This window comes from Tissierella sp. P1 (genome assembly GCF_002266425.1).
In the GTDB taxonomy this organism is placed as follows: Bacteria; Bacillota; Clostridia; order Tissierellales; family Tissierellaceae; genus Tissierella; species Tissierella carlieri.
Genome location: NZ_NPMN01000001.1, coordinates 197,909 through 211,068, shown reverse-complemented (window position 1 = coordinate 211,068; position 13,160 = coordinate 197,909). Strand labels below are relative to the sequence as shown.

Here is a 13,160-nt window from a genome sequence, read left to right as displayed (position 1 = left end):
GGGAATTTTTTTGAATACTATTGCTCTTGTAGGTAATCCAAATAGTGGAAAAACTACACTTTTTAATGCTCTAACTGGTTCCAATCAACATGTTGGTAACTGGCCTGGAGTTACTGTTGAAAAGAAAGAAGGAAAATTTAAATATAAAGGCAATCAATATAATGTTGTTGATTTACCGGCACTTATAGTCTTGGGGCTTATTCAGAAGATGAAGTTGTTGCTCGTGATTATATACTTAAGGGAAATCCAGATGTTGTAATCAATGTAGTTGATGCCACTAATATCGAAAGAAATCTATATTTAACAACACAATTGATTGAAATGGGTGCTAAAGTTGTTATAGCTCTTAATATGATGGACGAGGCTAAACAGAAAAATATTGAAATAGACTTGAAGAAACTATCACAAGAATTAGGAGTTCCAGTGATTCCCACCGTTGCCTCTAAGAACAAAGGTCTAGATACCTTAATTGAAGAATCTATTCAATATATTAATGAAAATGAAGATTCTAGATTGACATTTAGCTATGGTGAGGATATTGATAAAGAAATTGAGGACATAAGATCTATACTTGAAAGTTCAAGCTTAGAATATCCTACTAAGTGGATAGCTGTAAAACTTTTAGAAGGAGATCAAGAGATTTACAGGCTTATAGAGAATAAGGCTCCAGATCCAATTAAAGAAAGACTTATTTCTTTAGGAGAAAAGGCCACAGAGTATGAGTTAGAAATTGTAGATAAAAGATATGATTTTATTGGTAAAATCGTAAATAAATCTGTAAAGAAACCTTCTGAGATAATAGAGACCAGAACTGATAAAATAGATAAAATCATTACCCACAAATATTTAGGGCTTCCTATATTTGCTTTGATTATGTTTGTAATATTCCAGTTGACATTTGTCATTGGTGGTGATATCTTTGGCGGCTATATAGCAACTATTATAGAAACCATTGGAGAATATGTAGTTAACCTATTAGATATAATAGGCACTCCCGAGTGGTTACAATCCTTCTTTTCTGAAGGTATCTTTGGTGGAGTAGGTGCTGTCTTTGAGTTTATACCTCTTATTACCGTATTATATTTCTTTATAGGTATATTAGAGGATACAGGTTATATGGCAAGAGCTGCCTATGTAATGGATGGCTTAATGAGGTCACTTGGACTTCATGGTAAAACCTTTATTTCCATGATAGTAGGTTTTGGTTGTAATGTTCCGGGAGTCATGTCTACTAGAACTTTGGATAACAAGAAGGATAGGATGATTGCTCTACTCATTAACCCATTTATGTCTTGCGGAGCAAGGTTGCCTATTTATTTAGTATTTATTGCTGCGTTCTTTCCTGAACATGGAGGAATTGTACTATTTGCTCTTTATGCTTTAGGTATAGTAGTAGCGTTATTAGTAGGTAAGTTATTTTCAAAGACATTATTTAAAGGTGAATCTTCTCACTTTATTATGGAACTGCCTCCTTATAGATTACCTATATTTAAATATGTTGTAAGAGACATGTGGGATAAAGTATGGGATTTCTTGCATAGAGCTGGAACTATCATATTTGTAGTAGTTTCTCTTCTTTGGGTTCTATCGGTTTTACCTTTTGGAGTAGAGCCTTATAGTCAAGAGAGTATATTAGGTAGAATAGGTACAATTTTAGCACCAATATTTATACCTGCAGGATTTGGCACTTGGCAAGCTACAGTTAGTTTATTTGCTGGTATAGCAGCAAAGGAAGCTGTAGTAGCATCTTAGGTATGGTTTATGCTGGTGTATCTGAGGGTTCTCAGTTAGTAGGTGCTTTACAAAATGTATTTACACCTCTTACTGCTATTTCATTTATGGTTATGACCCTTTTATACACTCCTTGTGCAGCAGTAATAGGTACTGTAAAACAGGAAACTAAATCTAACAAATGGGCTATATTTATGGCAATTTATCCTTTTGTTATAGGTTGGATAGCTGCTGTTATTATTTATCAGGTTGGTAGGTTATTAGGTTTTTAGGAGGAGCTTTATGCTTAAAAATGTTTTGAAGGAAATATCTAGTTCTAAAGTGTTTTCTATTCCTCTAATTGCAAAAAATTTAAATATACCAGAAGCTTTAGTTGAGGAGACAGTGAAAGAATTATCTAGAATGAAATATATTATTGAAGATATGGGATCCCCTACCTGCGAAACAAAATGCAGCGGTTGTTCAATGAAATCTTTATGTAATATAGTCCCAATAAAGACCATTAGTATAACAGATAAGGGGAAAAAAATATTAGGAAATATGTAACTATTTGACTTCAATGAAATTATATAAATTTCATTGAAGTTTTTTATCTTCTATGTTTAAAATCAAATATCTGGGTATAATATTAATACATATATCACTAAAATATTTTATCAAATCACTTGACTAAAGCGTTGAAGTGGTATATAATTAAAATAAATAAAGCTTTAGTTACTTTCAACCTAACTATTTGGAAGTTTGTTAGTAATAGCAGTAACGATTTAGTATTTGATTAGTATAGTATCAATGGTAAAAATTTGAGGAAAATCGAATAAGTAATCCTTTAGTAAATGCAGAAAAGATATTCTGTATATTATCCAACCTTCAAAGATTGGAAATGTAGAAGCGTAAAGAAGCTCCTACAAGAAAAACATTTAAATCTCATAAAGATTTTAGTAGTAGAAGTATAGTAAATGTTGTGGTAAGTTTTTTAACCCCTCATTAGTCCAAAGTTAAGGAGTGTATCAAAAGATTGAATTTAGCAATTGAACCAAATTGTTTAGGTTGGAGTAGCTGCAAAAAGCTTTATTTTAAATGATGGGTAGTTTCTAAAAACAAAAGAAATTACCCATCTATTATTTTTTGTTAATTTCCTTTATTGAATTTTTTCTGTTATAGGACTATAATTAGGGTAATATATACAAAAAGGAGACTACAAATGATAAGTTTGGATTGGAAAGAGAGAAAAAATCTTACTATGTTGGCAGATTTCTATGAATTCACTATGGCCAATGGATATCTAGAAAATGGTATGGAGAATCAGATTGCATATTTTGATATGTTCTTTAGAACTATACCAGATGATGGTGGATTTGCTATTATGGCTGGCGTTGAGCAACTAATAGAGTATCTAAGAAATCTTAAATTTGATGAAGAAGATATTGCTTATTTTGAATCTAAAAAAATCTTCTCCGAAAATTTTATAAGCTATTTAAAAAATTTTAAGTTTGAATGCGATGTATGGGCTATTCCTGAAGGAACACCTATATTTCCTCAAGAACCCATAGTAGTTGTCAGAGGTCCAGTAGTGCAAGCTCAACTAATAGAAACTATGGTTCTCCTAACTATAAATCATCAAAGTTTAATTGCTACAAAGGCTAATAGAATAGTTAGGGCTGCTGATGGTAGAACTGTTATGGAATTTGGTTCTAGACGTGCTCAAGGTTATGAAGGGGCAATTTTAGGTGCTAGGGCTGCATATATTGGGGGCTGTATTGGAACTGCTAATACCATAGTAGATAGGGATTTTGATATCCCTGCATTAGGAACCATGGCTCATAGCTGGGTACAAATGTTTCCTACAGAATTAGATGCATTTAGGGCATATGCTAAGATTTATCCAAATAACTGTACTCTTCTAGTAGATACTTACAACACCTTAAAAGAAGGTATCCCTAATGCAATAAAGGTATTCAATGAAGAAATTTTGCCATTGGGATTTAGGCCAAAAGGCATCAGAATCGATAGTGGTGATATTGCTTATTTATCTAAAGAAGCTCGTAAAATGCTTGATGAAGCAGGATTTTCCGACTGTAATATTGTAGCATCCAGCTCTTTAGATGAGTATGTTATAAGAGATTTATTAATCCAAGGTGCAAAAATTGATTCCTTTGGAGTTGGTGAAAGACTTATAACAGCAAAATCTCAGCCAGTCTTTGGTGGTGTCTATAAACTAACCACAATAGAAAAAGACGGGAAGCTTATACCTAAGATAAAAGTTAGTGAAAATGTAGGTAAAATAACTACTCCAGGATTTAAACAAGTTTACAGATTGTTTGATAAGGCTACAAATAAAGCTATCGCTGATGTAATCACTCTACACAATGAAATCATCGATGAGACTAAACCTTATGAAATCTTCCATCCTCTATATACATGGAAGAGAAAAACATTGGAGAATTTTTATGTTAAGAAACTCTTAGTACAGATATTTGAAAATGGTCATTGCATTTATGAAAATCCAAATATTCATGATATAAGAACATATTGTAAAGAACAATTAGATTTGATGTGGGATGAAGTTAAAAGATTTGAAAGACCTCATAGATATTTTGTAGACTTATCTCAATCATTATGGGATATTAAAGATGAGTTACTAAAGAAACATAGGTAATGAAACATTAAGAGGGGACTCTTCTGCTGCAAATTTTGCCGCAATAGGATCTCCCTCTTATCTTATTCCTTACTATGCTTATCAGCAAGTAATGCATATAATGTTATCCATTTATTAGGCCTGCCAATTTTCCCAATCTTGAAATACGGTTTTGATAATGATTTATCGAGAAGATACCTGCCCTCATCATCCCTTTTACTTTCTAAGATTTTTCTAGCCTTTATATAACCTGCTCTATTTCCAGCTCCAAGAATTGCAAGTGCATATAGACTACTTTGTAATCCAATTTTTATAGGATCAAGGGGATAAAAAGTTCCTGCCATTTCATTGACAACAAATCTTGTATTATCATCATGACGATATACTACATTACGATCTATAAAATAATCAACTAATTGACTATTCTGTGGTAAAATAACATCAATTTTTTTCAGCTCTGCTGCAAGTAAAAGATAGGACGCTGTAATTCGTATACAGCTTTTATGAGGTAGCTTAGGATCATTTATTTTTTTACTTTTACTTATACATCCAAAACCTCCATCAGATTTTTGCACAGAAAATGCTTTTGGAATTTCCTCTTTAACCATGGGATTATCATAATAGCCAAGGGCTACTAGATTGCGAAGGAGAAACCCTTCCCCGCATAGCATTTTAAAGCCTGTATTAGCTATAATACGCTCAACGTATTCATCAATTTTAACATCATATCTTGTTAACCCAAATTCTGCAAGTGCTGAAAAGGCATTATAGTCCTCCCATTTTTTATCAAGCTCAAACTTCATCATGATATTTGCAACAGCATCGGAGTTCATAAGTTTATCATATGCTGTTTTTACACATATATCATCCTTAGGCATATCCAATAACTCAACCATAGTACGATATTTTATTTCAGGTGTATCATCTTCGAGAAGCCAGCTAATAACATCATTCATTATAAATCCTCCTTGACATATAAAACATGTATATAATGATTATAATCTATAATACTTGACAACAGTATGTCATCTTTAATGAAACTAATTATAGTTATCTCAGGCTTAAATAAATACAGGATCAGAGTTATTAATTCATTTTATAGTATCGCAGATTCTTTGAAATAAAAAGTATCATTTTTGGTGCAACTTTCGCTTTCTTACATATAAGCTAGCTAAAACGGCCACCGCAAATGATACTTATTCCTTGTTATAGATTCTTATATAAGCTTTCCATTTCTTCTACAATATTTTTATCTGCATCTTTATTACCATAGCGACTGTCTATATATATCTTTCTAATTCCTTCAATTTTATCTTCAAATATCTCCTCAGCCTTTTCATTTATATCTAGAGAAGTGTCAGATTTTAATATTTGAATCTTCTTCTTATCTAGCTTTTCCAGATATCTTCTATAGTAATACCTTATTTGCTCATTTAATTCCCTTGGATACTTTTCTCTAGAAAATCTTTTTTTCTTTTTCCTAGGTTCTTTTATATATTCTCTTTCCTCTGTATATTCTAGGCCTTTGTAGCTTCTCTCTCCTACTTTGATGATCAGTTTATAAATTATATAGATTGTAGTTATAATCAGCAGGATGCCTATTACTTTTTGAACTAATGTATTACCCCATCTAACTGCATTCTTTTTTAAAGTCCGAGATGATTCATTAGTAGACTCTTCTAATAATTGTTCTAATACATCATTCCCACCCTCCATCATTTTTCCTCTTATATATTCCATGACTTTATTTAATATAGTTATCATAATGGTGATAGGATAATATAATATCTTCATTATTATCTCAATTAAAAATAAATATATTCCCTTAATTATAAGGAATATGGCGTTCCTTAACTTATCTAATGTAACTATGAAAGATGTAACAGATATCATCACTATATACCTTAAATTTACTTGATTTATTTTTTGCATATCCATACCAGTTGATATATGTCTAATTGACCTTACCAGTATAATTGTAGTCATCAAATATATTATAGCAAAAGGTATACTAATATTAATAAAATTGTAATATCCTTCATTTATCGTTAATATCAAAATACACGTTACTCCATATACTATATAAGTCTTTTTTAATTTATCTACATATTCACTATAACTGCCCTTCATAAATGATTTTGTTATGTAGGCATGAATAAGAAAAGCTGCTATAACTACAAAATAGATAGACTCCATATTATTATAGAATATCAACGGTGCTAATAAAAGCAAAGCAATAATTTGATATGTCTTTGACCGTCTATAAGTATAGGCAAATATAGCAGATACTGTAATTGACCAAATAAAGATTATAAATATTTCACTAATAGAGGCAAAGGGGAAAAATATTGTCAGCAAAGAGTATATAAACGACACTACGGATATTATTTCAAGCAAAATTATTCCTGTCATCTAATCACCCCTAAACCTAATTATATTCTTATCTAAATCTTCTAAATACTTATCATCCACAGATATGACCACTGTTTTATTTACAGTTTTTCCTAAGAAATTTATAGGCTTTATATAGGATTCTAGTATCTTTGGTGTAATAACTGCAACTGTAGTGTAATTTCCTTGTCTTCTGCTAATATTCTTTAAGGTCTCCTCAAAAGTAAATGATACTGTATAACTCATACTCCCTAGGATTTCAAGAAAATGATAAAGATGATTAGCACCCAATCCTGGATGATAGAAATGACCTTTTATATAGTTAGAACCAGCATTACATGCATTAGATGCCAATCCATAAGGGATCCTTAACTTTTCAAATTCTTCCATTACTGTCCTTGTAATAGATATGGCTTTCTCTATTCTATCATCATCTATTCCACGCCAATAGGGCTTCGCACTCTCAATATTTAAAACTATGAGAACACTGTTATCCGTAGTAAAATCAAAATTCTTAACCATCAGATTATTATACTTTGCAGATGATGGCCAGTGAATAAATTTTTGTGGTTCATTTCCAGTATATTCTCTTATGCCAATGGTCATAAGAGGATCATCTATTATCCATCTCTTTACTGAAATGTCGCCATTTAGAGATCCTATTGGAGAAATGCTTTCATTAAGATCTATTTTTTTAGGAAATATTATTAGCTCTCTTTTTATTTCTATATTCTCATAGGATTTATTAAATCCAACAAAGTCTCCTAACTCTAAATTCACATCCTTTATTCTATATAATCCTCTCTTTTCTCCAGATATCTTATAGGTTCTTTTCACCCTTTGATAAGGCATAATAAATAATGTGTATATATTTCCATCTATATTAAAACCTTTTGGGAATTTTTCTTCTACACTAAGAAAGGAAATTGTTAGAGGTTTTTTATTTTCAATTATGGAAACAATTTCAATTTCTTCTCCTATTTCAAAAGTATTTTTCCCTACTTCCATTTTATACGTTAAATTCCTAAAACCATAGTATAAGGTTGCCTTATTAATTAAATAGGTAACACCAATTAAACCTATTAGAAACCAAATCATGGCCATACCTATATATTTTCTAAGGGAACTTCCACTGTTTCAACTATTCCCTTAACTAGTTCTAATGAATCTTCTATACTATTTACACCACGAGCAATTATCCTATGGTTTAATACATATGGAGCCATTGTCTTTATGTCTTCAGGTACTATATAGTCTCTCCCATTGATAGCAGCATAAGCTCTCGAAGCTTTAAATAAGGCTATCGAGCCTCTTGGGCTTACTCCTAGCTCAATTTCTTTCTTGTTTCTAGTTTCATTAACTATGTTTACTAGATAATCCATAACTTCATCTTGAATAGATACTTTAGATATCTCTGATAATATGTGTTTTAATTCTTCATGACTAATTATTGGTTCTATATTATCCAGGGGATCCCCTATGTTTTTCCTTATTATGATTTTTTCTTCTTCTTTTGTAGGATAACCTAATTTAATACGCATAAAAAATCTATCTAGTTGTGCCTCAGGAAGTGGAAATGTTCCAAAGGATTCTACAGGGTTCTGAGTAGCCAGCACCATAAATGGCATATGTAACTTTCTAGTCTCCCCATCAGCTGTAATTTGCTTTTCCTCCATAGCTTCTAGAAGAGATGATTGAGTCCTAGGTGTTGCTCTATTTATTTCATCTGTAAGGACTATATTGGAGAATAAAGGTCCTTCTCTAAACTCAAAATCTCCAGTTTTTTGATTGTAAAAATTAATTCCTGTAATGTCTGATGGCAGCAAATCTGGTGTAAATTGGATTCTTTTAAAGGGTAAATCTAATGTCTTTGAGAATGCCTTTATCATCATAGTCTTTCCCATGCCTGGTATATCCTCTAAAAGAACATGTCCCCCTGAAAGAAATGATACTATAATCAGCTCTATCTCTTTTTCTTTGCCGATTATCACTTTTGATACATTATCTACTATTTTCTCTTTAAAATCAGTAAATCTTTGTAAGTCCATAAGCCTTCCCCCTTTTTCTGAAAATTGTTTTTATACTATATATTTAGATTATACCTTATATTATAAAGATAAAACAAGGAAGAAAAAAGAACTCTTATGAGTTCCTTAGTATCATCTGGCTGTTTTTAATTTTGCTATATCATTCCAATCCTTTGATGTAACTATTTCCATCGTATAAAATTCTTTCGTTAGTTTATCTATTTTATCATTAACCTAATGTCTGAATTCAGTTAAGTCAGCAGTTTGCTCAATTATAGCTTTTATGTCTTCTTTCTACATTCTAATGTTCTGCACGATAATAGTCATTAAATGATGCATTTCTGCTAAAGATTGTCGCTAAGATAGCTTATTCATATCCTAAGGAATACTAATAATTATAATGTGCTATCTCAATCCTTACTGAATTCACTTGGTGAGTTTCATAATCAAAATCAAAGGAAAGCTTGTTGTTTTCTAATAGATAAGTTTTTATTCCAACATTTCCATCAGGATTTTTAAACTCATTATGGTCAGTTGTAATATCCAGCAACTTTTCATCAACCTCAGAAACAGTTAGACCATTATAGTTCTCACCATTAATTAAGGTATTGCTGTTGTCATATTCGTACTGGTAAGGTAAAGAAATAAATGATACTGTGACTTGATTAATCAGACATTCTTCAAAATACATGGTTTGATCTATTAAAGGATTTAAGAACTCGAACTCGCAGTATAACTTATCATCTCGTCCCATATAGCCACCAACAGAATAGCTTCTTGAAGGCATAACCTCACCTTCAATCCCTTCCTTTAAATGTTTATCTAATGCAACAACATATCCTGCATCTTGTATGTCCTTTAATCGCGTATCTCCTACAACTAATTGGAAGTCACCATAATCTATTATTACATCTATTTGGTCAACTGCTTCCGATTCTTTCTCTAGTTCCTTACTACAACCTGAAACTATTAAGATCATTACAAGAAAAATTAGTATATATTTTATTCCGTTTTTACACTGCATAAAGTAGCACCCCTGTTTCTAATATTTATTGTGTACACTTATATCAAGACTTACTCTTGAACTGCTGCACGATATTTCATACCTAAAAATGCATCAAAGTCTTTTTGAAAGCACCTTTCAAGCTCACGATTATATCCAATAACCATATGATTATGAATATCATTGTATATTTGCAGTATCTGATCAGCTTCAGCATCTTTTTTAACATTTAAACTTGTATATCTCTTATTGATATCAAATAATTTAATACTTATAGTTCTATTGAATACCCCTTTCCCTATTACTGTGTGTTCACTGCGATAGGCCCATATAATATCATTATTGTCCACTAATTGGGCTGCCGCACCATCTAAATAAAAAGTCCATCTACTTCCTACCCATATCTTTTTACCTACGGGTATGGCTGTAGAAAAATCAGCTTCAAGTTCTTTAAAGCTTATTGACGGATTATTGTCAATGTATTTTAATATATCTTTCTGATAAGAACCACTAAAAGCTTTTATTAATGTATAAATAGCAAATAATACTAAACCAATGAATGTTATTCCCAAAAAACAACAGCATTCTCATTTAATTTACCAATATATCCTTGCTTTAAAACATAGGGAATAGCAAATCCATTTATTTCTTCTGTTGTATAACCAAGATATTCCATGGATCTAACAAAATAACGATATTCCTCGTCATCCATCTTTTGAAGTGTTCCTTTGACTTCAATGGAGGAAGTAGGATATTCAATCTTTTTCTCCCACCAATCATAGGTTTCATCCACTATCCTATTTGCCAATTCAATATCTGATTCGACAATGGAAACTCCCATTAGCTTCTCATCATTTGTAGGTATTACATAGGCAGATCTTATGGTGGTTGAAGTATTGGTTTTTTCATCAGTGGAGAAGGTATCCATATAGGAACCAAGTGATAGATTCATCTCCGCTGCTACATATTGATTATTATAATCGGCAACACTGATATCCTCCAACGGTGCAGGTCCCTGAATTAATTTAATAGGTGCAAAATCAGAGTAAACAAAATATGTAATTATAAGAGCGAAAATAATAACTGTTCTAAGTATAGCTATGTTTTTTCCTTTCTTCTTTAATAATAACAACATTTGAGATTCATAAATTTCCATAAAAGTACCTCCAGTCATATTTGTAGATAATAAACATTATATATAAATCTATATTTTTGTATATACTACCTAGGTCTTGGTTTTGATGGATTGAATAAAAATTAACAATATCAAGCGTATTTAAAAACATTCAAAAATCCAAAAAAGTCAATGCAATTTAATATGTAAAATAAAAATACCAGAAGAACTTTCCATCCTTCTGGTACTTTTATATTATCTACTTCCCCTTAACCCTCTTAAGTCTAAAGAAGTCTTCTCTTTCCTTTTCTTCCAATACTTCTTCAATATACTTAATAGTTGTAGTATATTTAGGGATTTGGATTTTATCTAGAGCATTAGCTCTTTTTTGAGTCTTTTTTATCTCCATTGCTAATTTATATACTGAATTTTCTATTTCTGCTAAATCGTAAATAAGTTTTCTTATATCTGAAAAATTTAATACTGCTTTGTCAAAAGCTGGATTTGTTCTGAAAAATCCATATTCCGTTGTAAGCTTAGTATCTTCCCTCTTTATCATGGGAACTTCTACTCCCATTACAGATTTAAATAATATATGGAAATCTTGTTCTTTCTCAATGGAGCCTGCTATCTCCTCTACAGATTCAGTACCCATTGTTATATTGGCTAATTTTAAAGCTCATAGGCTTGTTTAAATTCAGTATCTATTCTTTCTTGCAATTCACTTGCTTTATCTATTAGAGACATCATTTCTCTTATGAGAACTGTTCTCTTTCTATCTAATAGCTCATAGCCTTTTTTTGCAAACTGGAGGGAATTCTTGGATTTTATCAAGTTTGCCTTTGTAGGCGTCAATTTATATACTGCCATTTAATCACCTTATTTCATATACTTTTCTATTAAGGCTGGTTTCAATCTATCTAATTCTTCTTGAGGTAATAAAGAAAGAGTTTTCCAAGATAGCTCCAATGTATTCTCTATATCTCTGTTTTCCACATAGCTCTGAGTAACAAAATTTTCTTCAAAGGCTTCTCCAAATTTCATATATTTCTTATCCTTATCAGATAAATCGTCTTCTCCAACTATTTGTGCCAATGCTCTAACTTCTTGAACCTTGGAGTAGGCAGAGAACAATTGATTAGATACATCTGGATGATCTTCCCTTGTATATCCTTCACCTATACCATCCTTCATAAGTCTTGATAGTGAAGGAAGCACATTTATAGGAGGATAGATATTTTTTTGATGTAATTCCCTTGACAATACAATCTGTCCTTCTGTTATATATCCAGTTAAATCTGGTATAGGGTGAGTTATATCATCATTTGGCATTGTGAGTATTGGTATTAATGTTACAGAACCATCCCTATCCTTTAACATCCCTGCCCTTTCATAAAGAGATGCTAAGTCAGAATAAAGGTATCCTGGATATCCCCTTCTACTAGGTACTTCTTCTCTCAAAGATGAAACTTCTCTAAGGCTTCACCGTAACTAGTTATATCTGTCATTATAACTAATACGTGTTGATTTTCTTCAAATGCCAGATATTCTGCTGCTGTAAGGGCAGCTCTTGGTGCTATTATTCTTTCCATTATAGGGTCATCTGCATAGTTAATATACATAACTACCTTATTCTGAACTCCTGCTTTTTTAAAGGCTTCTTTAAAGAAAAATGCCTCATCATGTTTTACACCTATTGCTGCAAAGACTATGGAGAAATTATCTCTTTCCTCTCCCTTCACCTTAATCTTTGCCTGCCTAACTATTTGAGCAGCTAGTTCATTATGAGGTAAACCTGATCCTGAAAATATAGGTAACTTTTGTCCTCTGATTAAGGTTATAAGCCCATCTATGGATGATATTCCTGTTTGAATATAGTCCCTTGGATATTCTCTAGACACTGGGTTTATGGGTCTACCATTTACATTATAGAATTTATCAGCATATATATCTCCACCATTATCTATGGGCATACCTACACCATTAAAAGTTCTTCCTAGTATATCCTTAGATAATGGAATTTCAAAGGGTCTTCCTTCAAAGCTTACCTTAGTATTCTCCACTGAATGACCTAAGGTAGAACCAAAGACCTGCACTACTACTTTATCTCCATCTATTTTAATAACTCTGCCTAGCTTTTTTTCACCTAAATTGTTTTCTACCTGTACTATTTCTCCATATCCAACAGCATGAACCTTCGATAGCTCTATAAGAGCTCCTTCAACTTTATCTAATACTAAATATTCCTTTTTCACTTCA

Annotated in this window: 10 protein-coding genes and 3 pseudogenes; 4 read left to right on the top strand and 9 right to left on the bottom strand. The window is 31.7% G+C overall.

Features of this window, described 5'->3' with window-relative positions; genetic code table 11:
- Positions 1-28: 28 nt before the first annotated feature.
- The 4 genes and pseudogenes from feoB to CIW83_RS00980 all read left to right on the top strand — a co-directional run.
- Positions 29-1,752: pseudogene (feoB, locus tag CIW83_RS00990) on the top strand (ferrous iron transport protein B); the annotation flags it as partial.
- Between the two features lie 2 nt (positions 1,753-1,754).
- Positions 1,755-2,003 (top strand): nucleoside recognition domain-containing protein, encoded by a 249-nt coding sequence (locus tag CIW83_RS22545; RefSeq protein WP_201259616.1) that lies wholly within the window; start codon positions 1,755-1,757, stop codon positions 2,001-2,003.
- A gap of 10 nt (positions 2,004-2,013) precedes the next feature.
- Positions 2,014-2,277 carry a hypothetical protein gene (locus tag CIW83_RS00985; RefSeq protein WP_094898810.1) on the top strand — a complete coding sequence of 88 codons (264 nt, stop codon included), beginning with the start codon at positions 2,014-2,016 and terminating at the stop codon, positions 2,275-2,277.
- Positions 2,278-2,932: 655 nt separating this feature from the next.
- Positions 2,933-4,387: a nicotinate phosphoribosyltransferase gene (locus tag CIW83_RS00980; RefSeq protein ID WP_094898809.1), complete on the top strand. Its 1,455-nt coding sequence runs from the start codon at positions 2,933-2,935 to the stop codon at positions 4,385-4,387.
- A 62-nt stretch (positions 4,388-4,449) separates the two neighbouring features.
- Here the strand turns inward: CIW83_RS00980 and CIW83_RS00975 are convergent, their stop codons facing one another.
- From CIW83_RS00975 to CIW83_RS00935, 9 genes and pseudogenes are all read right to left on the bottom strand, one after another.
- Positions 4,450-5,322: a hypothetical protein gene (locus CIW83_RS00975; RefSeq protein WP_094898808.1), complete on the bottom strand. Its 873-nt coding sequence runs from the start codon at positions 5,320-5,322 to the stop codon at positions 4,450-4,452.
- 250 nt (positions 5,323-5,572) lie between these two features.
- The gene (locus CIW83_RS00970) at positions 5,573-6,778 is read right to left on the bottom strand and encodes a hypothetical protein (protein WP_094898807.1); all 1,206 of its coding nucleotides are present in this window, start codon (positions 6,776-6,778) and stop codon (positions 5,573-5,575) included.
- The gene (locus tag CIW83_RS00965; RefSeq protein ID WP_158219977.1) at positions 6,779-7,855 is read right to left on the bottom strand and encodes a DUF58 domain-containing protein; all 1,077 of its coding nucleotides are present in this window, start codon (positions 7,853-7,855) and stop codon (positions 6,779-6,781) included.
- A gap of 8 nt (positions 7,856-7,863) precedes the next feature.
- Positions 7,864-8,805 (bottom strand): MoxR family ATPase, encoded by a 942-nt coding sequence (locus CIW83_RS00960; RefSeq protein WP_094898805.1) that lies wholly within the window; start codon positions 8,803-8,805, stop codon positions 7,864-7,866.
- 367 nt (positions 8,806-9,172) lie between these two features.
- Positions 9,173-9,808 carry a hypothetical protein gene (locus CIW83_RS00955; protein WP_094898804.1) on the bottom strand — a complete coding sequence of 212 codons (636 nt, stop codon included), beginning with the start codon at positions 9,806-9,808 and terminating at the stop codon, positions 9,173-9,175.
- A gap of 50 nt (positions 9,809-9,858) precedes the next feature.
- Positions 9,859-10,359: a DUF6709 family protein gene (locus tag CIW83_RS00950; RefSeq protein WP_094898803.1), complete on the bottom strand. Its 501-nt coding sequence runs from the start codon at positions 10,357-10,359 to the stop codon at positions 9,859-9,861.
- A complete protein-coding gene (locus CIW83_RS00945; RefSeq protein WP_094898802.1) occupies positions 10,350-10,943 on the bottom strand; it encodes a DUF6709 family protein in 594 nt (197 codons plus the stop codon). The genes CIW83_RS00950 and CIW83_RS00945 overlap by 10 nt, the downstream gene beginning before the upstream one ends.
- Before the next feature lie 217 nt (positions 10,944-11,160).
- Positions 11,161-11,771: pseudogene (locus CIW83_RS00940) on the bottom strand (V-type ATP synthase subunit D).
- 9 nt (positions 11,772-11,780) lie between these two features.
- A pseudogene (locus CIW83_RS00935) lies at positions 11,781-13,156 on the bottom strand (V-type ATP synthase subunit B).
- Positions 13,157-13,160 lie beyond the last annotated feature (4 nt).